Origin of the sequence: Streptococcus mitis SK575 (assembly GCF_000257865.1) — a bacterium.
Taxonomy (GTDB): Bacteria; Bacillota; Bacilli; order Lactobacillales; family Streptococcaceae; genus Streptococcus; species Streptococcus mitis_CQ.
Genome location: NZ_AICU01000055.1, coordinates 1 through 23120 on the forward strand (window position 1 = coordinate 1; position 23120 = coordinate 23120).

General features: G+C 40.6%; 24 protein-coding genes and 1 pseudogene. 4 read left to right on the forward strand and 21 right to left on the reverse strand.

Annotated features, from left to right (window positions below; translation table 11 throughout):
• Nucleotides 1-7: 7 nt before the first annotated feature.
• The 9 genes from HMPREF1048_RS07010 to HMPREF1048_RS07050 form a co-directional block, all read right to left on the reverse strand.
• Entirely contained in the window at nt 8-964 is a 957-nt protein-coding gene (locus tag HMPREF1048_RS07010) for an ABC transporter permease (protein ID WP_000029120.1), read from the reverse strand.
• 2 nt (nt 965-966) lie between these two features.
• Nucleotides 967-2025: an ABC transporter permease gene (locus tag HMPREF1048_RS07015; protein WP_000038673.1), complete on the reverse strand. Its 1059-nt coding sequence runs from the start codon at nt 2023-2025 to the stop codon at nt 967-969.
• Entirely contained in the window at nt 2018-3553 is a 1536-nt protein-coding gene (locus HMPREF1048_RS07020) for an ABC transporter ATP-binding protein (protein WP_000929813.1), read from the reverse strand. Before HMPREF1048_RS07020 ends, HMPREF1048_RS07015 begins: the two co-directional genes overlap by 8 nt.
• 142 nt (nt 3554-3695) lie before the next feature.
• Nucleotides 3696-4748 (reverse strand): BMP family lipoprotein, encoded by a 1053-nt coding sequence (locus HMPREF1048_RS07025; RefSeq protein ID WP_001036120.1) that lies wholly within the window; start codon nt 4746-4748, stop codon nt 3696-3698.
• Between the two features lie 89 nt (nt 4749-4837).
• Nucleotides 4838-5227, reverse strand: a complete 390-nt coding sequence (locus tag HMPREF1048_RS07030; RefSeq protein WP_000246088.1) for a cytidine deaminase — start codon at nt 5225-5227, stop codon at nt 4838-4840.
• Nucleotides 5214-5876, reverse strand: coding sequence for a deoxyribose-phosphate aldolase (gene deoC, locus HMPREF1048_RS07035; RefSeq protein ID WP_000773718.1), 663 nt, complete (start codon nt 5874-5876; stop codon nt 5214-5216). Before deoC ends, HMPREF1048_RS07030 begins: the two co-directional genes overlap by 14 nt.
• Nucleotides 5877-5895: 19 nt before the next feature.
• Nucleotides 5896-7173: a pyrimidine-nucleoside phosphorylase gene (locus HMPREF1048_RS07040; RefSeq protein WP_001261066.1), complete on the reverse strand. Its 1278-nt coding sequence runs from the start codon at nt 7171-7173 to the stop codon at nt 5896-5898.
• The gene (locus HMPREF1048_RS07045; protein WP_080568541.1) at nt 7170-7760 is read right to left on the reverse strand and encodes a class I SAM-dependent methyltransferase; all 591 of its coding nucleotides are present in this window, start codon (nt 7758-7760) and stop codon (nt 7170-7172) included. The genes HMPREF1048_RS07040 and HMPREF1048_RS07045 overlap by 4 nt, the downstream gene beginning before the upstream one ends.
• Before the next feature lie 213 nt (nt 7761-7973).
• On the reverse strand, nt 7974-8375 hold the full coding sequence (locus tag HMPREF1048_RS07050) for a hypothetical protein (protein WP_001221422.1): 402 nt from the start codon (nt 8373-8375) through the stop codon (nt 7974-7976).
• Nucleotides 8376-8575: 200 nt separating this feature from the next.
• On the opposite strand from HMPREF1048_RS07050, the gene coaA reads away from it, so the two are divergent.
• From coaA to HMPREF1048_RS07065, 3 genes are all read left to right on the forward strand, one after another.
• Nucleotides 8576-9496: a type I pantothenate kinase gene (gene coaA / locus HMPREF1048_RS07055; protein ID WP_000180511.1), complete on the forward strand. Its 921-nt coding sequence runs from the start codon at nt 8576-8578 to the stop codon at nt 9494-9496.
• A 67-nt stretch (nt 9497-9563) separates the two neighbouring features.
• Nucleotides 9564-9800 (forward strand): 30S ribosomal protein S20, encoded by a 237-nt coding sequence (rpsT, locus tag HMPREF1048_RS07060; protein WP_001274000.1) that lies wholly within the window; start codon nt 9564-9566, stop codon nt 9798-9800.
• A 52-nt stretch (nt 9801-9852) separates the two neighbouring features.
• Nucleotides 9853-10377 carry a DNA topology modulation protein gene (locus HMPREF1048_RS07065; RefSeq protein ID WP_000684207.1) on the forward strand — a complete coding sequence of 175 codons (525 nt, stop codon included), beginning with the start codon at nt 9853-9855 and terminating at the stop codon, nt 10375-10377.
• 25 nt (nt 10378-10402) lie between these two features.
• On the opposite strand, the gene deoD is transcribed toward HMPREF1048_RS07065, so the two are convergent.
• The 8 genes and pseudogenes from deoD to rpiA form a co-directional block, all read right to left on the reverse strand.
• On the reverse strand, nt 10403-11113 hold the full coding sequence (gene deoD / locus HMPREF1048_RS07070; protein ID WP_000022097.1) for a purine-nucleoside phosphorylase: 711 nt from the start codon (nt 11111-11113) through the stop codon (nt 10403-10405).
• A 542-nt stretch (nt 11114-11655) separates the two neighbouring features.
• Entirely contained in the window at nt 11656-12939 is a 1284-nt protein-coding gene (locus tag HMPREF1048_RS07075; RefSeq protein WP_000910661.1) for a chloride channel protein, read from the reverse strand.
• Nucleotides 12933-13166 (reverse strand): annotated as a pseudogene (locus HMPREF1048_RS07080) (phosphorylase family protein); the annotation flags it as partial. The pseudogene HMPREF1048_RS07080 and the gene HMPREF1048_RS07075, both read right to left, overlap by 7 nt.
• A gap of 289 nt (nt 13167-13455) precedes the next feature.
• Nucleotides 13456-16188: a galactose-binding domain-containing protein gene (locus HMPREF1048_RS13630; protein WP_000690152.1), complete on the reverse strand. Its 2733-nt coding sequence runs from the start codon at nt 16186-16188 to the stop codon at nt 13456-13458.
• Between the two features lie 193 nt (nt 16189-16381).
• A complete protein-coding gene (locus HMPREF1048_RS07090) occupies nt 16382-17191 on the reverse strand; it encodes a purine-nucleoside phosphorylase (protein ID WP_000143376.1) in 810 nt (269 codons plus the stop codon).
• Nucleotides 17191-17748, reverse strand: a complete 558-nt coding sequence (locus HMPREF1048_RS07095; RefSeq protein WP_000199119.1) for a DUF1697 domain-containing protein — start codon at nt 17746-17748, stop codon at nt 17191-17193. Before HMPREF1048_RS07095 ends, HMPREF1048_RS07090 begins: the two co-directional genes overlap by 1 nt.
• Nucleotide 17749: 1 nt before the next feature.
• Nucleotides 17750-18961 carry a phosphopentomutase gene (locus tag HMPREF1048_RS07100; protein WP_000033094.1) on the reverse strand — a complete coding sequence of 404 codons (1212 nt, stop codon included), beginning with the start codon at nt 18959-18961 and terminating at the stop codon, nt 17750-17752.
• A 23-nt stretch (nt 18962-18984) separates the two neighbouring features.
• Entirely contained in the window at nt 18985-19668 is a 684-nt protein-coding gene (gene rpiA, locus HMPREF1048_RS07105) for a ribose-5-phosphate isomerase RpiA (protein ID WP_000429304.1), read from the reverse strand.
• Between the two features lie 225 nt (nt 19669-19893).
• On the opposite strand from rpiA, the gene HMPREF1048_RS07110 reads away from it, so the two are divergent.
• Nucleotides 19894-20079: a hypothetical protein gene (locus HMPREF1048_RS07110; RefSeq protein ID WP_001068559.1), complete on the forward strand. Its 186-nt coding sequence runs from the start codon at nt 19894-19896 to the stop codon at nt 20077-20079.
• A 114-nt stretch (nt 20080-20193) separates the two neighbouring features.
• Here the strand turns inward: HMPREF1048_RS07110 and trxB are convergent, their stop codons facing one another.
• The 4 genes from trxB to HMPREF1048_RS07130 all read right to left on the reverse strand — a co-directional run bounded on the left by trxB (nt 20194) and on the right by HMPREF1048_RS07130 (nt 23016).
• Nucleotides 20194-21105, reverse strand: a complete 912-nt coding sequence (gene trxB, locus HMPREF1048_RS07115) for a thioredoxin-disulfide reductase (protein ID WP_000272322.1) — start codon at nt 21103-21105, stop codon at nt 20194-20196.
• Between the two features lie 65 nt (nt 21106-21170).
• Nucleotides 21171-21395 carry a DUF4059 family protein gene (locus HMPREF1048_RS07120; RefSeq protein ID WP_000926599.1) on the reverse strand — a complete coding sequence of 75 codons (225 nt, stop codon included), beginning with the start codon at nt 21393-21395 and terminating at the stop codon, nt 21171-21173.
• 77 nt (nt 21396-21472) lie between these two features.
• On the reverse strand, nt 21473-22216 hold the full coding sequence (locus tag HMPREF1048_RS07125) for an amino acid ABC transporter ATP-binding protein (protein ID WP_000590965.1): 744 nt from the start codon (nt 22214-22216) through the stop codon (nt 21473-21475).
• Complete coding sequence (locus tag HMPREF1048_RS07130) at nt 22216-23016, reverse strand: amino acid ABC transporter permease (protein WP_001103451.1); 801 nt, start codon at nt 23014-23016, stop codon at nt 22216-22218. Before HMPREF1048_RS07130 ends, HMPREF1048_RS07125 begins: the two co-directional genes overlap by 1 nt.
• Nucleotides 23017-23120: the final 104 nt, after the last annotated feature.

Here is a 23120-nt window from a genome sequence, read left to right on the forward strand (position 1 = left end):
TGTATGCTTATTTTGATTTGATATAGTTGATACCATCTGCTTTTGGTGCGACTGCTTTTCCAAAGAAGGCTGCCAAGACAAGAATTGTCAAAACATAAGGTGCGATTTGAAGATAAACTGTTGGCACACCTTGTAGGAACGGCAATTGAGAACCGATAACAGCCAAACTTTGTGAAAGTCCAAAGAAGAGACTAGAAAGCATGGCTCCGATTGGATTCCATTTCCCAAAGATCATCGCAGCAAGAGCAATAAATCCAGGTCCAACAATAGTTGTCACTGAGAAGTTAACTGAGATTGATTGAGCATAAATCGCTCCCCCAATTCCACCCAAGAAACCTGAAATGATAACTCCTAGATATCTCATCTTGTAGACATTGATTCCCAAAGTATCCGCCGCTTGCGGATGTTCACCTACAGAGCGGAGACGAAGACCAAAGCGGGTCTTGAAAAGGATAAACCAAGCAAGGAATGAGAAGGCAATCGCGATATAACCTAGCAGACTTGTTGATTTGAAGAAGATATCACCAATCACTGGGATATTAGCTAAGACTGGGAAGTCAAAGCGTCCAAAAGTCTGACTTAGGTTGTCGGTTTGACCTTTGTTATAAAGAACTTTCACCAAGAAAACAGCCAAGGCTGGTGCCATCAAGTTCAATACCGTACCGCTGACAACATGGTCTGCACGGAAATGAACCGTCGCTGCTGCGTGGATGATGGAGAAGATACCTCCAACCAATCCTGCTACAAGCAAGGATAGCCATGGAGTTGCTGCTCCAAATTGTTCTGCAAATTCAAGGTTAAAGACAACTCCAGAAAAGGCACCCATAACCATAATTCCTTCAAGGCCGACGTTTACCACACCACCACGTTCAGAGAAAACACCACCAATACTTGTAAAGATGAGGGGAGCTGAGTAAATCAGCATAGAAGACACCAAGAGGGTGAGCAAGGTTGTAATAGACATCTTTACTTACCTCCTTTAACTTGTTTTTTCGGTTTGACAAAGCGTTCGATAAGATAATGAACACTGACAAAGAAGATAATAGAAGCTGTTACAATGCTGACAAGCTCAGACGGTACCTGCGCCGCATTCATACCAGGAGCTCCAACTTGGAGAACACCAAATAGGAAGGCTGCAAAGAGAATACCAATTGGTGAGTTGGCGGCAAGCAGACTAACCGCCATCCCGTTAAATCCGACAGCTAAAGATGCCCCTTGAACATAGACGTTCTGGAAGGTTCCAAGTCCTTCAACAGCTCCACCAAGACCAGCCAAGGCACCTGATATAATCATTGATAGGATAATCGTTCGTTTAGCAGAAATACCAGCGTATTCTGAAGCATGTGGATTGAGACCAACCGCACGGATTTCAAAACCAAGAGTTGTTTTCTTGAGCATAAACCAAATAACTGCAACGGCAATGATGGCAAAGAAAATACCGATATTCATCCGTGAGTTACCAGTCAACTCAGCTAACCAAGGTGTCTGATAGGTTGCATTAGTCCCAACACGAATGGTCGAATCTGTACTTTGCATGAAGTCTTTAGGAAAAGCATGGATAAAGGCATTCCCTACATACAAGACAATGTAGTTCATCATGATGGTTACGATAACCTCTGACGTCCCTAGATAGGCTCTAAGAATACCCGGAATCGCTCCAACAATACCACCAGCAATCAAGGCAATCACGATGGTTGCTAGAATCATCAAGGGACGTGGCATATCTGGATGCGACAGGGCAAACCAACCACTGAGAATCCAACCTGCCAAAGCCTGACCAGGAAGCCCGACGTTAAAGAAACCTGCACGACTGGCAACGGCAAAACCAAGACCAATCAAGACCAAAGGCCCCATAGCACGGAAGATTTCTCCAATTCCACGCAGGCTACCAAAGGCTGTATAGAACAATTCTTCGTAGCCCCAAATAGCATCATAACCGAAGATCCACATGACAATGGCCCCGAGTAAAATTCCTAGGAAAACAGAAATCAAGGGAACCGAAATTTGTTGTAATTTTTTAGACATCACTCTTCTCCTTTCCCAAGTTTCCACCAGCCATTAAGACACCAAGTTCTTGTTTATTTGTTGTTTCTGGTGATACAATACCTTGAATCTTACCATCGTGGATAACGGCAATACGGTCTGAGACGTTTAAAATCTCATCCAATTCAAAGCTGACAACAAGGACAGCCTTGCCATTATCACGCTCTTCAATCAAGCGTTTGTGGATATACTCAATGGCACCGACATCCAACCCACGAGTTGGCTGGCTGACGATAAGGAGATCAGGATCTCGATCAATTTCACGAGCAATAATTGCTTTTTGTTGATTTCCTCCTGAGAGTGCCGCTGCAGGAACAAATTCACTTGCAGCACGAACATCAAACTCTTCCATCAGCTTTTTAGCATAAGAAGTAATATTTGAATAGTTCAAAATTCCATTTTTACTATGTGGTTCTTTATAGTAGGTTTGAAGGGCAATATTTTCAGAAATCATCATTTCCAAAATCAAACCATCACGGTGACGGTCTTCTGGAACGTGCCCAACACTTTGTTCTGTAATTTGTCGTGGATGCAAGCCTACAATTGAATTTCCTTTTAGCTCAATGCTACCAGATTCAACCTTGCGAAGACCTGTAATGGCTTGAATCAGTTCAGACTGACCATTTCCATCAATCCCCGCAATACCAACAATCTCTCCAGCACGAACATCCAAGGACAGATTCTTAACAGCTGGGACACCGCGGTTTTCATTGACCATCAAGTCTTTAATAGACAAGACCACTTCTTTTGGTTGAGAGGCTTGCTTCTCTGTTTTAAAGGAAACAGAACGACCTACCATCATTTCTGCCAAATCAGCATTGGTAGCTCCTGCAATTTTGACGGTTTCAATTGATTTCCCACGACGGATAACTGTAACGCGGTCAGAAACTGCGCGAATCTCGTCCAACTTGTGAGTAATCAAGATAATTGATTTTCCTTCTTTGACAAGATTTTTCATAATAGCCATCAACTCCTCAATTTCTGATGGAGTCAAAACAGCCGTTGGTTCGTCAAAGATAAGGATATCAGCCCCCCGATAAAGGGTTTTTAAAATTTCTACACGTTGTTGGGCTCCAACTGAGATGTCTGCTACCTTGGCAGAAGGATCAACAGCTAAGCCATAACGTTCAGAAAGAGCCTTGATTTCTTTGCTAGCTCCAGCGATATCTAGCACACCATTTTTAGTCAATTCACTACCTAAAATGATGTTTTCAGCCACTGTGAAGGCTTCTACCAACATAAAGTGCTGGTGAACCATTCCGATTCCCAAGCCAGCTGCTTTAGATGGGGAGTCGAGGTTGACAACTTGACCGTTGACCGCGATTTCACCACTAGTTGGTTCAAGAAGGCCTGCTAACATGTTCATGAGCGTGGACTTACCAGCCCCATTTTCTCCTAAAAGTGCATGAATTTCACCTTTTCGTAGGTGCAGGTTGATTTTGTCGTTGGCAACAAATTCACCAAACACCTTGGTAATATCACGCATCTCAATGACATTTTCGTGTGCCATGTGCTCTTCCTTTCAGAGTCTTATTTTATTTCAATAAAACTTGCTAGTTTGTCTAGTAGCAAGCTTTACTGAGACAAAATGACTTTGTCTCAACTCTTAAAAAGCGGCCGAGGGCCGCTTCCTAAGAAATGACTTCCATCCATTATTTTGCAGGAACTTTTACGCTTCCATCAAGGATTTTAGCTTTAGCATCTTCGACAGCTTTTTTACCTTCTTCTGAAAGATTTGTTACTGCCAAGTCAACCCCTTTATCTTTCAATGAGTAAACGATTACTTGACCACCAGGGAATTCACCTTTTTCTGCCTTGTTAGAAATATCTTTTACAGTTGTACCAACTTGTTTCAAAGTAGATACAAGAACAAAGTTTGATTCTTTACCATCTTTAGAAGTGTATTTACCTTCTGCTTCTTGGTCACGGTCAACACCGATAACCCAAACTTTTTCATTTTCAGGACGGCTTTCGTTAAGTGATTTTGCTTCTGCAAAGACACCTGCACCTGTACCACCAGCTACTTGGTAAACAATATCTGCACCAGCTGCGTATTGTGCGGCTGCAATTGTTTTACCTTTAGCAGCATCACCAAATGAACCAGCGTAGTCAACTTGTACTTTGATAGATGGGTCTACTGAGGCAACACCAGCCTTGAATCCTGCTTCAAAACGAGAGATAACTTCTGATTCCTGCCCACCTACAAAACCAACTTGTTTTGTCTTAGTTGTTTTAGCTGCTGCAACACCTGCGAGGTAACCTGACTCATTATCAGCGAAAGTTACACTAGCAACATTCTTTTTATCTTTAATCACATCATCAATCAAGACATAGTTCAAGTCAGAATGTTCTTTAGCTGCTTCTTCAACCGCATTGTGAAGGGCAAAACCAACACCGAAGATTAGGTTGTAACTTCCAGCCGCTTGTTGCAAGTTGTTAGCGTAGTCAGCTTCACTTGTTGATTGGAAGTAAGTGAAACCGTTATCTTTTGAAAGATTGTGTTCTTTACCCCAAGCCTGCAAACCTTCCCAAGCTGATTGGTTGAATGATTTATCATCAACACCACCAGTATCAGTGACGATTGCTGCTTTTGTCTTCACATCAGAAGATGAAGCTGCCTTACGAGAAGAGCGGTTACCACATGCAGCAAGTCCAACTGCTGCCACTGCAACTAGACCAAGGCCTAGCCATTGTTTCTTGTTCATTACTGAACCTCCTAAATAAGATGTGCAACGATGTTGCAAGTATGGATTGGTTGGCCACAAGGACCGTGCCACTCAGAGAGCGACTCAGACTAGTTTAAGTCTGTAAAAGAGTATGGAAGTAATTCCCCGACCGTCATCTCGACCGTCGATTTATCTTTTGCGACTAAGGTCACTTTTAGATCTTGTTCAAAAAATTCGACCATTACTTGGCGACAAGCACCACATGGTGAGATTGGTTTTTCAGTCTGTCCATAGACAATCAATTCTGAAAATTCTCTTTGTCCTTCAGATATAGCCTTAAAAATGGCTGTTCTCTCACCGCAATTGGTCAAAGGATAGCTAGCATTTTCGATATTCACTCCCGTGTAAACACTTCCGTCTTTGGCTACTAAAACTGCTCCGATAGGAAAGTGAGAATAGGGGACATAGGCATGTTTACTGGTTTCAATTGCCAGTTCAATCAACTCAGTAGTCGCCATCTGCCAATTCTCCTTTTAAAATGGCTACCCCAGCTGACGTCCCAATACGGGTCGCACCTGCTTCCACAAAGGCAAGAGCATCTGCATAAGAACGAGCTCCACCAGCAGCCTTGACACCCATATCAGGTCCAACTGTTTCACGCATTAATTTAACATCTGCTACCGTAGCGCCACCAGTTGAAAAGCCAGTTGAAGTTTTTACGAAGTCAGCTCCAGCTTTTTGAGCTAATTGGCAAGCCACAACTTTTTCTTGGTCTGTCAGAAGGCAAGCTTCAATAATGACTTTCACTAACTTGTCACCACTTGCTTCTACAACAGCACGGATGTCCGATTCAACCAAATCAAGATTACCTGATTTGAGAGCCCCAACATTGATCACCATATCAATCTCATCTGCACCATTTTGAATAGCTTCTTTTGTTTCAAAAACTTTCACGACTGAAGTTGTTGCCCCCAAAGGGAAACCTACTACTGTGCAGACCTTGACATCTGTGCCTTCAAGCCCTTTTTTAGCATGTTCAACCCAGGTCGGATTAACGCAAACACTGGCAAAATCATACTCTCTAGCCTCAGACAACAAACTATCAATTTGATTTTCTGTTGCATCTTGCTTTAAAAGCGTATGATCGATATATTTATTTAATTTCATATTCGGATTCCCCTGCGGTTTATGAGATAATTTCTATAATTTCTCGTAAACTTTGCACCCTATCATTTATTTTAACATATTTTTGAAAATCTGTAACTAGCTGAGGAGAAATTTTTCCATTTGTGTATACTTTTGCAACAATTTCTCCCTTTTGAACAGAATCTCCAACCTTCTTTTCAAAAACAATTCCTGTTTCATAGTCCAAGGCATCAGACTTGACTGCACGGCCTGCCCCCAGTCTCATAGCATAAAGCCCAAATTCCATTGCTGGAAGAGCTGAAATGACACCCGTTTCCTGAGCAGGGATTTCCACCACATGGGCTACATTTACAGGACGATAGAGATCTTCCAAGTCTCCACCTTGGGCTTGGACCATCTCCTCAAACTTAGCCAGCGCTTGACCATTTTCAAGATGTTGGCGAACTTCTTCAACTGTCTTGTTTACATTTGCTAAACCAAGCATAATTTGAGCCAATTCACAGATGAAGTGAGTAATATCCTGACGGCCTTGACCTTGTAAAATCTCCAATGCTTCAAGGATTTCCAGACGATTTCCAATCGCTTGTCCCAAAGGCTGACTCATATCCGTAATCACTGCTACCGTCTTCCGACCAACTGCCTTACCAAGTTCCACCATAGTTTGAGCCAGCTCACGCGCCTCATCAACCGTCTTCATGAAGGCACCCTCACCGACAGTCACGTCTAGCAAAATAGCATCTGCCCCTGCCGCAATTTTCTTGCTCATCACCGAACTCGCAATCAAAGGAATCGTGTCGACAGTTGCGGTCACATCACGTAGGGCGTAGAGAAGCTTGTCAGCTTTAACCAGTTGGTCTGATTGCCCAATGACAGATACACCAATATCCTGAACTTGACGAATGAAATCTTCTTGACTGCGTTCCACTTGATAGCCCTTAATGGACTCCAATTTATCAATTGTTCCGCCTGTATGGCCGAGACCACGACCACTCATTTTTGCCACAGGTACACCGAAGCTAGCAACAAGAGGAGCTAAAATCAAGGTCACCTTATCACCAACACCACCCGTAGAATGCTTGTCAACCTTAACCCCATCAATAGCTGATAAATCAAACTCTTGGCCTGTCTGAACCATTTTCATAGTTAGGTCAGAGATTTCTCGTGTCGTCATTCCTTTAAAATAAACAGCCATAGCAAAGGCAGACATCTGATAATCAGGAACAGTTCCTGACACATAGCCTTCTACCAGCCATTCAATTTCACTCGAAGTCAGTTCTTGACCGTCTCGTTTCTTTTGGATTAAATCAACTGTTCTCATTCTTTCACACTTCTAAGGATATAGTATCCCTTATCTTTTTTGACGATTTCACAATTGTCAAACACTTCCTCCATCTTTGACTTGGCGCTTGGAGCCCCTTGTTTTTTCTGGATAACAATTGTTAAATCCCCACCAGTTTCCAAGAAATCTTTACTTTTCTCAATGATTTCATGAACTACTTGCTTGCCCGCACGGATAGGAGGATTGGAAATGACATGGTCAAATGTGCCTTCAACTTGTTCATAGATGTTGGACTGGAAAATCGTCGCTTCTACTTTATTTCGTTCAGCATTTTGTCGCGCCAAATCCAAGGCACGATTATTAATATCGACCATAGTCGCCTGAACTCCATATGCCTTAGCTAAGGACAAGCCCAAAGGTCCGTAACCACAGCCTACATCAAGGACAGTTTCTCCTTGGTTGACCTCAAGACACTTGAGCAAGAGTTGACTTCCAAAATCAACCATTTTCTTACTAAAAACACCCGCATCCGTTAAAAAGGCCATTTTTTGTCCCAACAATTCTACTCGCAACTCATGAATGTCGTGAGCAGCGTCAGGATTTTCTGCATAATACATTTTACTCATGAAACTATTTTACCATAATTTGACTTAAATTGTAAATCGTTTACAATTTGATAATAAAACGAAAAAGACTGAAGAAAGCTAGTAAGTAAAACATTTTCTTCAATCTCTTTCAATTATTGGAAACGAATGACAAGTCATTGGGAGCTATAAGGTATCACAGTCAGGATAAAACAACAAATTTATTGTCTATCATCAGAAGAATTTTGATTACTATTACTTAACCTTCAAATGCTTAATCATCAACAGGATTCCCAATAAGATGTTTAGATAAAAGCCCAACTGATAAGTTTGTGTCAGGATTTCCAAACTTGTCCAAAGGCGTATCAAATCTTCTAGCGACATGCGGAAGAAATAACCCTCTGTAGCAATCCACAAAATCAAAAATAGATAACTTCCAGCAACTAGCCATTTCGTCCACCGTTTTTTTAGTAGGCAAGCAATCAAGAGCGAGCAGATAAAGATAGCTGTTACAATGGCATGTTCCATCAAAAAAGTAAAACCGTAATAGGTTTCCACAAAGCGTCTACCATTATCCGCATTGGCTCCTTTTAAAAAAGGTAGTGCAAAACTTAAAATAAAACAGAGTTCCAATATGTAACGTTTTAAGATTCTCATAGTACACCTCCTATAAGTTGTGAACTAAAAAGCCCCCTTTATAAGCTTATAAATCAGGAGAAAGTAGCTCCTACTTCATCAATAAATTGGTCAACCTCTATCCACCTCTATTATACGATATTGACATACTATCATCAAGAAACCGCTTTATTTTTTTAGCTTTTTATGGTATGATAGACAAAATATCTAGGGGAAAACAAATGACCAACGAATTTTTACATTTTGAAAAAATCAGCCGCCAGACTTGGCAATCTTTACATCGAAAGACAACACCTCCTTTGACAGAAGAGGAATTAGAATCCATCAAGAGTTTTAATGACCAGATTAGCTTGCAGGATGTTACCGATGTCTATCTCCCCCTAGCCCATCTCATCCAGATTTACAAGCGTACCAAGGATGATTTGGCCTTTTCAAAAGGGATTTTCCTTCAACGTGAAAGCAAATCCCAACCTTTTATCATTGGGGTTTCTGGGAGTGTTGCCGTTGGAAAATCCACAACCAGTCGCCTACTTCAAATCCTACTGTCCCGTACACTTACAGATGCTAGGGTTGAGTTGGTAACAACTGACGGCTTTCTCTATCCCAACCAGACCTTGATTGAACAAGGGATTTTAAATCGCAAGGGATTTCCTGAAAGCTATGATATGGAATCTCTTCTCAACTTCCTGGACCACATCAAAAATGGACAAGATGTAGATATTCCTGTCTATTCTCATGAAGTCTACGACATCGTACCTGAGGAAAAGCAAAGCGTCAAAGCTGCTGATTTTGTCATTGTTGAAGGAATAAATGTCTTTCAAAATCCACAAAACGAGCGTCTCTACATTACTGACTTCTTTGACTTTTCCATCTATGTTGATGCTGCAGTTGATGACATCGAGAGTTGGTATCTGGACCGTTTCTTGAAGATGCTGAGCCTAGCCCAAAACGACCCTGATAGCTACTATTATCGTTTTACACAAATGCCGATTGGGGAAGTGGAATCCTTTGCCCATCAGGTCTGGACTAGTATCAATCTCACAAATCTACAAAACTATATTGAACCAACTAGAAATCGTGCGGAAGTGATTCTTCATAAAACAAAGAACCATGAAATCGATGAAATTTACTTAAAAAAATAATTTTCCCTTGTCAAAACGTAAGTTTTCAGATATAATGGTATAGTTAGTAAATATGGAGGTAAGAACATTGGCAAACATTAAATCAGCTATCAAACGCGCTGAATTGAACGTTAAACAAAACGAAAAGAACTCAGCTCAAAAATCAGCTATGCGTACTGCTATCAAAGCTTTCGAAGCAAACCCATCTGAAGAACTTTTCCGTGCTGCTAGCTCAGCTATCGATAAAGCAGAAACTAAAGGTTTGATTCACAAAAACAAAGCAAGCCGCGACAAAGCTCGTCTTTCAGCTAAACTTGCTAAATAAGAAACAGTCCATAGAGGCTGTTTTTTTGTCTCCAAATTGGAAAAGGTAGAAAATGAAAATCGCAATTATCGGATATTCTGGTGCTGGTAAGTCAACTCTAGCAGAAAAATTATCTAACTACTACTCCATCCCAAAACTTCACATGGACACACTCCAATTTCAACCCGGTTGGCAAGACAGTGACCGTGAATGGATGTTGGATGAGATGAAAAAATTTCTCACCAAGCATGAAGCTTGGGTCATCGATGGGAATTATTCTTGGTGCTATTACGAAGAAAGAATGCAGGAAGCTGACCAAATCATCTTTCTTAATTTTTCGCCATTGACCTGTCTCTTTAGAGCCTTTAAACGTTATCTCAAATACCGAGGCAAGGTCAGAGAAAGTATGGCAGCTGGTTGTCAAGAACAATTTAATTGGGAGTTTATCAGATGGATTCTTTGGGACGGACGGAGCAAATCCGCTAAGGAACGCTACAAGTGGATTCAAAAAAACTATCCATATAAAGTGGTCATCCTTAGATCACAAAAAGAGATAGACCAATTTCTAGATAAGAAAAGGAAGTCCTCCAATTCATAAAGAAGGACTTCCTTTTTGGCTATAATTATTCTGCAATCAAGGTTTCCAAACCAACCTTCATCATATCGGTGAAGGTATTTTGGCGTTCTTCTGCGGTAGTGTCTTCGTCTGGATTGACCAAACTATCAGAAATAGTCATAATAGCTAGCGCGTCAACATGGTGTTGGGCTGCCAGATAGTAAAGGGCTGCTGCTTCCATTTCCACAGCCTTGACTCCCCATTTACCAAGTTCGATGTTCTTTTCAAAGTAGTTTGAATAAAAGACATCAGAAGACAAAACGTTCCCAACGTGGGTGGTCATACCGAGTTCTTTAGCGATATGGTAGGCCTTATCCAACAAATCAAAGCTAGCGATTTGTGGAAAATCGTACTGTGGCCAGTCATTGCGGACGATGTTTGAGTTGGTTGCCGCTGCCTGCGCCAAAACCAATTCACGAACGTGAACGTCTTCATTCAAAGAACCTGCAGTTCCCACACGGATCAATTTTTTCACACCATAGTCAACAATCAACTCACGCGCATAAATCGAAATGGATGGCATTCCCATCCCAGTTCCCATGACAGATACACGGTGGCCCTTGTAAGTACCAGTGTAACCAAACATGTTACGTACTTCGTTAAAACAAACAGCATCTTCAAGGAAATTCTCCGCAATAAACTTAGCACGAAGAGGATCCCCAGGAAGAAGAATTTTATCAGCAATTTCACCCTGCTGAGCAGCAATATGGATAGACATAATTTATGATACAAAGAGCGACAAGAAAACGACTGAAAATTAGGAATCTGACGAGAAATCCTGATTTCTCAGTCAGATTATCTATTTTCCAAGTTTTCCGCTCGTGTTCAAATCAAAACACACGCTCTACCTTTCTTTATTTTATATTGAGAAAGATACCAAACCCGTCAAAAAGCAAAGGGAAAATAGGAGTTGGGTGCAGTGAGCGATGCTCGCTAGACCAACTATCTTTTTCCCACTGCTTTTAGGGTGGGTTCAATTCCTTTCTTTCTTAATTTTGATGATATTGAGAAGATTAGCCTGTCTTCAATTCAAACCCGAACTTCCCTTCTCTTCTGAGTTTTTAGAAAAGTTTTCCGCTCGGGTTCAAATCAAAACACACGCTCTACCTTTCTTTTTTTTTATTTTTATAGCTAGGAAAAATCGGATTCAATCAAGATTCCAATAGGTCTACTTCATTTTTATTTAAAACAGTTATAAATAAATTGAGAGTTTTTTTAATCTTTTAAATCAAATCATTGACTAGAAGAAATGGGTATTTCCTACCTAATTACTTTATTCTTTGACTTCTGACACAGTATGCTAGCCCAAGGAAAGCGGTCTAACATTTTTGCAAAAGCATAAGCTAGGAAAGCTGTTACTAAGAGATACGGAAGAGAATCTAAACCGATCCCAGTGAAGCCTATAACTAATCCGGTTGCAGAAATGGGAGCCCTCAAGGTCACAGACAAAAAGCAGACCGATCCCAAAAGCAAAATGCTTGGCTGGCTATCCCCACCTAGAATCATTCCAAAGAGAGCAGCTCCAGCCATCCCCAAGGCAAAAGATGGCGTAAGTGTACCACCATAGGCCCCTGCCCACAGAGTAATAAGAACGACCAGTGCTTTTAGGATAAACAAGAGGAATACTGTTTTGCCATTGCTACCATTCAATACTTCCTGAGCCATCATACGTCCATTTCCAAGTAGATGTGGAAAATAACTTGCCAACCCAGCAAGAAAAAGAAAAGCTGAGGGCAATGTTAGAAGTATTCGTTTATCTTTTATTCTGTTTGAAGACGCTGCCTTACTTAAGCGACCAAAAAGCCAAGCTAGTGGGGTTAAGAAAAGAAGTAATAAAGGAATAATCCATATTTCCTTTAATGACCATGTGATAGCAGGAATCTGGTAGAGAGCCTGATCTGAAATAACCAAGCCAGCTATATAGGTTGAGACATAAGTAGTCAAACCGACTAAGACAAATCGTTTAATAGATAGAGCAATTCCTAGGGTTTCAAAAACAAAGAAGACACTTGTTAATGGAACCTGATAAACAGCCGCTAAACCAGCACCAGCACCACAAGCAAGGAGAAAGATTTGATCCTTCTTAGAGAGAAAACATATTTTTCCAATTGGTCCTGCAAATAGAGTTCCAATCTCTCGTGGCGCAGCTTCTTTACCAATAGGTGCTCCCCCTCCAACTGCAATAATCTGCCAAATTGAATGAAATAGCTGTTTAAAAAAATGAAGTTTGTATTGTGAAGTCTCATCCTTCATCTGCGCTTTAATGGAAAAAATCTGTGATTTTTTTTGCAAGAAATACCAGACCAAGGATGAGCTGACACCCACGATTATTAAACTTAATCCTATCCGCGGCGAGGAAACTCCATCTGTCAAGAATACAGTTTGATGCTCTGATTGACCAAAAGCTATCCCCTCTATTATCTTTAAAAGATAATGTAGAAAAATACCAGATAAACCTGAAACTATTCCTTGCAAAATGACTGCTAGGAATAATTTAAGATTATAAGGGATTTTCTGAAAAATACTCCTCAATTCTTTTAACATAGTAATAATTCAGCAAAAACGGCTTTAAGTAAGCCTTTAACACACTCAGTCACATCTATAACCTCTTCGTGGTTAAGCTCTTCTTTGAAACCAGTAGTGTAGTTAGTAATACATAAAATTCCTAGAAGTTTCAAACCTGAATAGGCTACAACAATAACTTCAGGAGCAGTTGACATTCCGACCACATCTGTTCCAAGCATCTTATAGGTACGAATTTCTACTCGTGTTCAAATTAGAACACGTGCTCTACCTTTCTGTTTATACTCTTCGAAAATCTCTTCAAACCACGTCAACTCTATCTGCAACCTCAAAACAGTGTTTTGAGCTGACTTCGTCAGTTATATCTACAACCTCAAAGCAGTGCTTTGAGCAGCCTGCAGCTAGTTTCCTAGTTTGCTCTTTGATTTTCATTGAGTATTCATTTTGTTCTTTCACAGAGAGCTACCTGAGTTCTATTCAAGCTCAGGTAGTACTTTCTTATAAACTAGACAAACTAACTGTCATTGTACCATCAGATTACAAGACATCATCGTCACTCACCTTGGAATTCAATGTCGTACCCCAATGAGTGATTTTCCGATGTGGTTGGGCGAGAAGAGGTCTGTTGTCATAGATTGTTTGCCATCTATTCCAGATAAGACCTGTTCTCTTTTCGATCTTAATTCGCAGATTTCTCATATTTTCTTTAATTGGAAGGTTGAGTACAAAACCTGCAGTCTGGTTACGTCCATTTCCTTCCCAAGAATGACTGCGAACAACTGAATGACCATTTTTATCTACTGTAACTTCTTCCCAAGTTATAGAATAGCGTGCAATGTAAGCTCCACTATGCTGAATAGTTAGGGTTTTATCTTTTACAGGAGTGTAATTTAACACTTGTACTGGCTTAGAAGTTGGTGGTGTCACAGCATTCTTAGCTATAAATCGAAATACTTCTACTTCAGCAAGACTGAGAGCTTGATTTTTTTGACGTAGTTGAATGCGGACACGGCGACCCAACTTGCCATCCAACTGAAGATCTAGACGATTCCCTTCTAAACGAGAAACATATTTTCTAGTAACTTCTTTCCCTTTTTCATCATATAAAATCACATCAAAATCTGCCAAACGTTTGGAAAGTTCGCCATCTCCACGATTATAAAGACGGACAAGTCCTACCTGTTCTGTACGACCTAAATCAACTTCCCACCAAGGCTGGTTTTCAAATTTTGTATGAGTAATTGATTGCTGGCTGTAGTTACTATTAGTATTTCCATCTAGAGCACGACTAGCATCTCCTCCAAACTCGGTAGAACTTTGGCGTGCTTGCTTTTTCCATGCGATATTCTCAGCACGCAAAACTTGAACTTCTGCGAGACTGAGAGCATTATAACCATCTAACTCAATACGGACAAAACGAGCTTTTTTATAGTCAATTGCAATTTGTGCAGAGATATCTTTCAGAGATGCAATGCGCTTTCTGTCAATTTCTTTCCCAGAACTATCTAAAAGAATCACATTAAAATTGGTAAGCCTATCCTGAGCAGTATCTGTTCGATTATAGATATTGATTTGACGAATCGTTTCTTCCTTGTCTAAATCAACTTGCCACCAAGGCTTAGATTGAAACTCTGTATGCGTTACAGAATGATGAGCATAATTCCCATCAACTTTTCCATCTACAGCCCTTCTAGCGTCACCTCCAAAAGCTGTCGAACTTTGGGTAACCCGTTTCCCTAGAGCTATATTTTCAAGAGGTTCAGCGCTTGGTTGACTAGATGACAGAGGGACTTGTTGTTTCTTAAAGAAAGAAATTTTTTCCAGTTTTGGATCACGGTAACCCTGCTTATCCAATGTTGTTCGTTTTCCAATATTAAAGTTTGAAATATCATTCATGCGACTTTCAAAATAGCCACGCGAACGGTGTTTAACATTGGCGCTTCCTGTAGATGTCACAACATCACTATCATTTTGTAGCACAGATGTAACCACATTGTCGTTATCCACTACATAATGTTTAATTTTTCCATTTACAGCAAGCTTCCGACTTTCTAGTCCTACATCCCAGAAACCATTTTTGGCATTCCAGATTGTTCTTGAAGTAATGACCTTAGGTGCATTAAATGTTGTCACTTTTTTCAAAACATTATTATAAAAAGTAGGATATTTCTGATAAGCTTCAACTGCTGCTATTTGAGCTAGATAGCCTCCTAAAGAATGGCCTGTCATATAGAGATTGGTTATAGTGGAATCCTGCGCCAATTCTTTTACCACATTGCGGATATCATCCGCTTGTGCAGGTTTATTTCCTCCTAGCAAGGTCAAGTCCGTTCTCAAATCTTTTGCATCATTCAGTCTTGTCCCACGTATAGCCAACATTTGAACAGTATTGTCTTTTAAATAAGGAAGATCACTCTTAGTTTCAAATAGATAAGCATCCAAACCACTAGCTGTATGGTAAGCTTTTTTCATCTTCCAAAACGGGGCTAACTCATTGTGCATCATCTTATATTCTTGACGATTCAAGTAGAGACTAGGAAATGGATTTTTATGATCTAGAATTTTTTCGATATAGTCATCATCACGATAGGATAACTCCATAAAGAGAAGAGCATCTCGATCTGTAACATACCATTGTTTCTTATTATCATCTTCCCCATCTGCTAATCCGTCTCCATCACTGTCTGCCAGTAATGGATGACTGTTATATCCTAAATAGTCCTTACCATCTTTACGATAAACATAAAGCTCATCCTTATTTTTGATACCATCCTGATCGTCATCACCTTCTAAATTAAGGACTTTTTCACCATAAAGAGAATTGTCAAGCAAATCATTTTCTGAGTGCAGTTCTCCTTTTGAGATTTTCAAAAGATCTTCTGCTGTCACAGGACGAGAAGTTGTAGACTCATCCTTTACATTTTCCTCTTTATTCACTTCTTCAGGAACTAGAGCAGGCTCTGTTTTATGGGATTCCAGCTTTTCTTCTTCCTTCTGATTTTTAAGGACTTCTTTTGTTTCCGGAGCTGGTTGGATAACTGCTACTCTTTCCTCTATAAGAGGCGTTTCCTGTTTTTTATCAGTATTTTCTAGTTTTGTCGGACTATCCGTTGCATTTACTACTAGAGGAGTTTCGTTTTTCACAACTGGACTTCCTTCATTGGCAGAAATTCCTGTCGGTGCTAAAAAAGCAAAACCAACTGCAACAGATACAACTCCGATACTTAATTTTTTTATGCCAAAACGCATCATTCGTTGACCGATTTTCATTCTTTTCTAACTTTCTTTTATTTTCCCCTATTTACCAATAATTGATAAATAAGCATGTGATAACTTTTTGCTAAAAATATAGTAGTTGATTGGATTTTTGTTCATTTTTTAATCACAACAAACCCAATCTTCTCTACTAAATGTGATGAGAACTGAAACTTTCATTTCTAATCTAATGCCATCACCAATTTTTTTACAATTCAGCAAGAATTGCTTTCAGCAAGCCTTTGAAGTCACCTTTAACACGTTCTGTTACTTCCACAACTTCTTCGTGGTTGAGTTCTTCTTGGAAACCAGCTGCAAAGTTAGTAATACATGAAATTCCTAGAACTTTCAAACCTGAGTGGGCTGCTACAATAACTTCAGGAACCGTAGACATACCGACTGCATCTGCTCCCAATGTCTTATAGGCACGAATTTCTGCTGGGGTTTCATAAGTCGGACCAGTAACACCGATATAGACACCTTCATCAAGCTTGATACCAAGTTTTTTAGCCACTTCATGGGCAGTAGCACGGTATTCTGGTGTGTAGGCCTTAGACATATCTGGGAAACGTGGACCAAAATCATCCAAGTTTTCACCCATCAATGGGTTTTGCCCCGTCATATTGATATGATCTGAGATAGCCATCAAGGTACCAGGACCATAACCAATACCACCAGCTGCATTAGTTACAATGACACCTTCACATCCTAGCACTTTCATGACACGTACTGGGAAAGTCACGACTTCCAGAGGATTTCCTTCGTAGAAATGGAAACGACCTTGAAGAGCCAAAACCTTGCGACCTGCAAGTTCCCCATATACTAATTTACCAGCGTGACCAACTACTGTAGAGCGGCCCCAGTTTGGAATCTCAGCATAGTCTACTACAACTGGATTTTCGATTTCTTCTGCCAGTTCTCCCAGTCCTGATCCAAGGATTAGACCAAACTCAGGTGCTTGGATTCCCATTTCTTTCAGGAAAGAAGCTGTTTCATTGATTTTGTCTAAAAATGTCATTATGTGTCTCCTTTTTTAGTTTTTAGCATTTGACCGATTTTGTCAAAAGTTTTAGCATTGCGAATGGTGATTTGGCGGTAGAAAGGCATCTTAAGTAAGTACTTGTGATAGGCCGTTTCGTAGTAGGATTCCTCAGATAATTTCCCCCAGAAAATCCCAAGTCTTCCAAAATGAACGACTTCATCTTTCAGTTCCAAACTGTTCACTTTCTCGATGACTTGATCCACATCCAAGCTCTCCGTGTAAAAGAGGACATCCTTTCGTGCCAAATCTTTGGTCCACCAATCTGGCAGATTTTCCAGCTCTGCTTCATAGTCTTCTTGACTCAGCAAAGAAAAGCTCTGAATAAATGGATAATGGATTTCAAAGAAAGCCTCTAACTTTTCAACCAATTGGGCTTTGGGAGCTGTCGAAGTAAAGAAAATGTTGCCACTGTTGATGTAGGTTTCAAGCTTTTCCAGTCCCAACTCTGTCAGTTCTTGACGAAGTTGCGCCATGACAACCTTATTTTTCCCACCGACATTAATGCCCCTTACCAGTAAAGCATAGCGTGTCATCTTATACCAATTTATCTAAGAAACTTTCCCCAATCATGGCAGTTTCAACACCAAAGTTATCCGCAACTGTCGCTGAGATGTCTGCAAAATGTCCAACTGGAATCAAACCGTTTCCTTTAAAGGCAGGACTGTAAGCCAAAAGTGGGATATATTCGCGAGTGTGGTCTGTTCCTGCGTAAGTTGGGTCATTTCCATGGTCAGCAGTAATCAAGAGAAGGTCGTTCTCTCGCATGGCTGCGATAATTTCAGGTAAGCGTTCATCAAACTCATGCAAGCAATCACGGTAGCCGTGAGCATTACGACGGTGGCCGTAAAGGGCATCAAAGTCAACCAAGTTTGTGAATGAGAATCCTTTTTCAAATTCAGCAAGGCCCATGGTCTTCAATAGTGTATCAATTCCATGGCTGTTTGACTTGTTGTGGCCCATGTCATGGTTGATACCAGCACCGTTAAAGATATCATTGATTTTACCAACAGCGTAAGTATCGATACCAGCTTCATTCAATTTATCCAAAACAGTCGGTGCGAATGGGGATACAGCCAAGTCACGACGATTTGCTGTACGGGTGAAGTTACCTGGCTCACCAACATATGGACGGGCAATGATACGACCTAGAAGGGCAGGGCGCTCAAGGGTAATCGAACGAGCGTATTCACAGATACGGTACAATTCGTCCAAAGGAATGATGTCTTCGTGGGCAGCAATTTGCAAAACAGGATCAGCTGAAGTATAGATAATCAACTCTCCAGTTTCCATTTGACGTGGTCCAAAGTCATCGATAACAGCTGTACCTGAGTAAGGTTTGTTGGCTTCACGAATGACCTTTCGTCCTGAAAATTCTTCGATTTTTGTCAAGATTTCTTCTGGGAATCCGTTCCAGAAAGTATCGAAGGGCTCAGTAATGTTGAGGCCCATGATTTCCCAGTGCCCAGTCATCGTATCCTTACCAAGAGATACTTCTTCCAATTTTGTTGCATATCCTGTTGGATTGCTTTCAGCTGGAACAGTCTTAAGAGGAGTTTCTCGAGGAATATTTCCTAGACCGATTTTAGCCATGTTTGGCACATTCAAACCAACTGATTTGGAAATGTGTCCCAGTGTGTCAGAAGCTCCATCTGGAACCCCTGCATTGACAAAGTTATTAGCATCTGGTGCAGCACCGATTCCTACAGAATCTAGTACCACCAAGTGAATACGATTAAATTTTGACATAGTGTATCTCCTTATTATTTTGATTATTTTGCTTTTTTTGAAGTTAAAATCTGAACTCCATCTCGTCCAGCAACGATGACCTTATCCACCATTTGGTTGAATAAGCCGTGCTCCACGACACCAACGACATGGTCCAATTCTTGTCCGAAGGCAATTGGATCTTCGATGACATCCAAGGCAAGGTCAATGATAAAGTTCTGCATATCGGTCACAAAACGTTGGCTATCTTTTTCACGGAAACTTGGTTTGTAGCCAGCTCGTTCAAAACGACGAAAGACCTGTTCTGCGCCATACTGAACCACTTCTACTGGCAATTTAAAAGCACCCAATTTCTCGACTAGCTTGCTTTCATCCACTACCCAAATATATTCTTTTGAGGGTGTTGCTACAACCTTTTCCATCAGAAGGGCACCACCACCGCCTTTGATTCCGTTAAACTGGCTATCCACTTCATCCGCTCCATCAACCGTCACATCGACAACATCTACTTGGTCAATAGACTTGAGCGGGATATTAAGCCCTTCAGCCTGTTTACTAGTCACACTAGAAGTCGTTACAGCTGTAATCTGCAACCCCTCTTCCTTGATACGACGACCAATTTCTTCTACGAAATAATAGGCAGTAGACCCCGTTCCAAGTCCGACTACCATGCCATCCTTGACATACTCAGCAGCCTTGATACCTGCCATTTTCTTCAGATTTTCCACTCAAACACCTCCATTAAAGAGCTATTTCTATTATACCATGTATCCGTTTTTATTTCATGGATACACTAGAAAAACCCGAACATTTTTATGTCCACCTTGTTTTGGTAGTTAGAATCTTAGTTATGAGAACTTGTAGATAAAAACAGGTCCTAGCCAAAAGCAGCAACTGTTGATTTTTTATCATAAAGATGGTTAAATAATTAAGTACATAAAAGGAGAAATAGGATGAACCCATTAGATTTGTTTAACCAAGTAAAAGAATTAATCGAAACAAAAGATTTCGAAGCTGCTAAAACATTCGTTGCAGAAAATCAAGAACAACTTGGAGAATACTTCTCTCAAGCTCAGCAGTTGATTTCTGGTTCAGAAGGTCTAGATGGCCTCGTTAGCAAGATTAAAGGATTTTTCTAAAAATATAAGAGGCTGGCAAAACTCAATTTCAGTAGAAAATGAAATTCATTTTTCCCCACAATAAAACGCATAGTGTCAAATTTTTTGTAAATCTGATACTATGCGTTTTTATAATTAACTATGTTCTGTGATAAATTTATAGGCTTCTTGACCAGCGATAGCTCCATCTCCAACTGCTGTTGTTACTTGGCGAAGGTCTTTCAAGCGAACATCTCCAACCGCAAAGATACCATCAACTGCAGTTTTCATGTGGTTATCTGTCACAACCCAGCCTGCTTGGTCTTGAATATTCAATTCTTTAACAAAATCGCTAACAGGGTCCAAACCAACATAGATAAAGACGCCACCGAAGGCTTGTTCTGTCACTTGACCTGTTTTCACATTTTCAAATACGACAGATTCTACTCTGTTTTCACCCTTGATTTCCTTGACTACAGAATCCCAGATAAAGCTGACTTTCTCATTCGCAAAGGCGCGATCTTGTAAAACCTTTTGGGCACGAAGTTGGTCACGGCGGTGAACAATGGTAACAGTCTTAGCAAAGCGAGTCAAGAAGAGGGCTTCTTCAACAGCTGAATCTCCGCCACCAACTACCAACAAATCTTGGTCACGGAAGAAAGCACCATCACACACGGCACAGTATGAAACACCACGACTATTCAGTTCTTCTTCTCCAGGTACTCCCAAAGGACGGTGTTTAGAACCAGTCGCTACGATAACGGTACGAGTTTCATATGTTTGGCCATCAGTAATCACTTTCTTAAAATCACCATGATCTTGGACATTTTCAACATAACCATAAATGTGCTCAACACCAAGATTTTCAAGCGGTTCAAACATCTTTTCTGCCAATTCTGGCCCACTAATATTAGCGTATCCTGGGTAATTTTCGATATCAGAGGTATTATTCATCTGACCACCTGGCAGACCACCTTCAATCAAAGCTACTTTCAGATTGCTTCGAGCAGCATACAAGGCTGCAGTCATACCTGCAGGTCCAGCACCGATAATAATAGTATCGTACATATAGATTCCTTCTTTCTTGTTGTAACTATCTTTATTCTAACTCTTTTTTGTCAATCAAGCAAGGATTATGCCTTGAAAACAAGAATTAAACTCATAACCGCAAAGGATAATACTGGAACAACCAAGACTCCAATCATAATCATATCATAGAGATGGGCTTGGCGAGCCTTGGCTGTCTTATCAACTCCCGACATGGCTCTTAGTCCAATCCAAATCCCTAAAAAAATCAGGACGAGGATGGTGGTCAAGATCAAACTCTCGAAATATAAAGAAAATAGTTGCAGTAGCATGATTTCTCTCATTTCTATCTTTTTTAAAGAGTAAACTCAGCTAGTCCAGCTAACTGAGTTTTTCTTTATCTATTATATCAAATATAAGTCCGTTTGTAACTAGCGAAGAATTCTTTTGTCCGCTCTTCTTTAGGATGGTGGATAATCTCATCCGGTGTTCCAGACTCGATGATTTTCCCCTTATCTAAGAAGAGAATCTTATCAGCCACTTGGGCTACAAAGGACATGTCATGACTGACCAAAATCATGGTTTGACCTGACTTAGCAGCATCTGCAATAGACTTTTCTACTTCACCGACCAATTCTGGGTCAAGGGCTGAAGTTGGTTCGTCTAAGAGCAAGACATCTGGTTTCATAGCAAGCGCACGCGCTAAGGCAACCCGTTGCTTTTGTCCACCTGATAAATGGCGAGGGTAATGGTTTTCACGGTCAGAAAGCCCAACCTTAGCCAACTCTTCCTTGGCAATCTTAGTCGCTTCTTGGTCAGATAATTTCTTGACAACAACCAAGCCTTCTTTTACATTATCAAGTGCTGTTCGGCGTTCAAACAAATTAAACTGTTGGAAAACCATAGACAACTTACGGCGTAGAGCAAGGATTTCTTCTTGAGTGATTTTAGAAAAATCAACTGAAAAATCATCAATCTGAATAGAGCCACTGTCAGGTGTTTCAAGATAATTGAGACTGCGGAGGAAAGTTGATTTTCCAGCTCCTGAAGAACCAATCAAGGCTACAACTTCCCCTTTTTGAATATCTAAGTCCAGATGATCCAAGACAGTCTGTCCTGAAAAGGATTTACTTAAATTCGAAATCTTAATCATTAGCGAAGGTCTCCTTTCACATCTGTTTGCACTGTATCAGGTGCAGAAATAGCCATTTTTCTCTCGATGAAACGACCTAGGCTTTCAATTCCAATATTGACTACCCAATAAACAAGGGCAACAGAAATAAAGCGTTCAAAATAGCGGTAATCAGCTCCACCCAAAATCTGAGCTTGGGCAAAGACTTCCACAACACCAGCACTGAAGGCTAGAGAAGTTCCCTTGGTCAAGCCGATTAGGGAATTGATTAAAGTTGGAGTTGCCACAACTGCTGCATTTGGAATAATCACGCGACGATAAACTTGTGCTCGGGTCATACCTAAACTGCGTGCCGCCTCAATCTCACCAGGATTGACTGAGAGAATGGCTGCACGAATGGTTTCACTAGCATAAGCTGCCTCATTAAAGGCAAAGGCTACAATCGCAAAAACAGCAGCTGGAATCGCATTGATATTGAGACCAGTACCCCATTGCTGATTGAGGGCTTTCAAAGCCAAAGGAATTCCGTAGTAGGTCAACATGAGTTGCACTAAAATCGGTGTCCCTTTTAAGAAACTAACAAAGAAGGCCTGCAAGGGATATAAAATTTTGACACGATTGATTTTCACAATGGCAAAAAGAAGCGCCAAAACCAAGCCAAAAAGAGCACCACCAATGGTCAACATAATCGTTGTTGGAAGTTGTTGGACAATTCTTGGAATTCCATCAAAGACCGAACGTAGGCTAAACAGCTTGCCATCCGGAATCAATTGCATCAAGTTTTGGTACCAATCTGATGCTAAAATCGTTGTAACATTCATAAAAACATCCTCTCCTGATAATGATTCATTCTACCATACTTCTGCCGTCAATGAAATTATTTGCTACGGTCAGATACAGACTTTGTCTACCTACTAGTTTATCA

What these genes read in the sequence shown, in the direction of transcription:
- HMPREF1048_RS07015 (WP_000038673.1), bottom strand. Translation starts at nt 2,025, where the DNA reads ATGTCTAAAAAATTACAACAAATTTCGGTTCCCTTGATTTCTGTTTTC.
- HMPREF1048_RS07065 (WP_000684207.1), top strand. Translation starts at nt 9,853, where the DNA reads ATGAAAATCGCAATTATCGGATATTCTGGTGCTGGTAAGTCAACTCTA.
- deoC (WP_000773718.1), bottom strand. Translation starts at nt 5,876, where the DNA reads ATGAAATTAAATAAATATATCGATCATACGCTTTTAAAGCAAGATGCA.
- HMPREF1048_RS13630 (WP_000690152.1), bottom strand. Translation starts at nt 16,188, where the DNA reads ATGAAAATCGGTCAACGAATGATGCGTTTTGGCATAAAAAAATTAAGT.
- HMPREF1048_RS07010 (WP_000029120.1), bottom strand. Translation starts at nt 964, where the DNA reads ATGTCTATTACAACCTTGCTCACCCTCTTGGTGTCTTCTATGCTGATT.
- HMPREF1048_RS07130 (WP_001103451.1), bottom strand. Translation starts at nt 23,016, where the DNA reads ATGAATGTTACAACGATTTTAGCATCAGATTGGTACCAAAACTTGATG.
- HMPREF1048_RS07030 (WP_000246088.1), bottom strand. Translation starts at nt 5,227, where the DNA reads ATGGCGACTACTGAGTTGATTGAACTGGCAATTGAAACCAGTAAACAT.
- HMPREF1048_RS07100 (WP_000033094.1), bottom strand. Translation starts at nt 18,961, where the DNA reads ATGTCAAAATTTAATCGTATTCACTTGGTGGTACTAGATTCTGTAGGA.
- HMPREF1048_RS07095 (WP_000199119.1), bottom strand. Translation starts at nt 17,748, where the DNA reads ATGACACGCTATGCTTTACTGGTAAGGGGCATTAATGTCGGTGGGAAA.
- HMPREF1048_RS07120 (WP_000926599.1), bottom strand. Translation starts at nt 21,395, where the DNA reads ATGCTACTGCAACTATTTTCTTTATATTTCGAGAGTTTGATCTTGACC.
- HMPREF1048_RS07075 (WP_000910661.1), bottom strand. Translation starts at nt 12,939, where the DNA reads ATGTTAAAAGAATTGAGGAGTATTTTTCAGAAAATCCCTTATAATCTT.
- HMPREF1048_RS07020 (WP_000929813.1), bottom strand. Translation starts at nt 3,553, where the DNA reads ATGGCACACGAAAATGTCATTGAGATGCGTGATATTACCAAGGTGTTT.
- HMPREF1048_RS07110 (WP_001068559.1), top strand. Translation starts at nt 19,894, where the DNA reads ATGAACCCATTAGATTTGTTTAACCAAGTAAAAGAATTAATCGAAACA.
- coaA (WP_000180511.1), top strand. Translation starts at nt 8,576, where the DNA reads ATGACCAACGAATTTTTACATTTTGAAAAAATCAGCCGCCAGACTTGG.
- HMPREF1048_RS07025 (WP_001036120.1), bottom strand. Translation starts at nt 4,748, where the DNA reads ATGAACAAGAAACAATGGCTAGGCCTTGGTCTAGTTGCAGTGGCAGCA.
- HMPREF1048_RS07090 (WP_000143376.1), bottom strand. Translation starts at nt 17,191, where the DNA reads ATGACATTTTTAGACAAAATCAATGAAACAGCTTCTTTCCTGAAAGAA.
- trxB (WP_000272322.1), bottom strand. Translation starts at nt 21,105, where the DNA reads ATGTACGATACTATTATTATCGGTGCTGGACCTGCAGGTATGACTGCA.
- HMPREF1048_RS07125 (WP_000590965.1), bottom strand. Translation starts at nt 22,216, where the DNA reads ATGATTAAGATTTCGAATTTAAGTAAATCCTTTTCAGGACAGACTGTC.
- HMPREF1048_RS07050 (WP_001221422.1), bottom strand. Translation starts at nt 8,375, where the DNA reads ATGAGAATCTTAAAACGTTACATATTGGAACTCTGTTTTATTTTAAGT.
- deoD (WP_000022097.1), bottom strand. Translation starts at nt 11,113, where the DNA reads ATGTCTATCCATATTGCTGCTCAGCAGGGTGAAATTGCTGATAAAATT.
- HMPREF1048_RS07045 (WP_080568541.1), bottom strand. Translation starts at nt 7,760, where the DNA reads ATGAGTAAAATGTATTATGCAGAAAATCCTGACGCTGCTCACGACATT.
- HMPREF1048_RS07040 (WP_001261066.1), bottom strand. Translation starts at nt 7,173, where the DNA reads ATGAGAACAGTTGATTTAATCCAAAAGAAACGAGACGGTCAAGAACTG.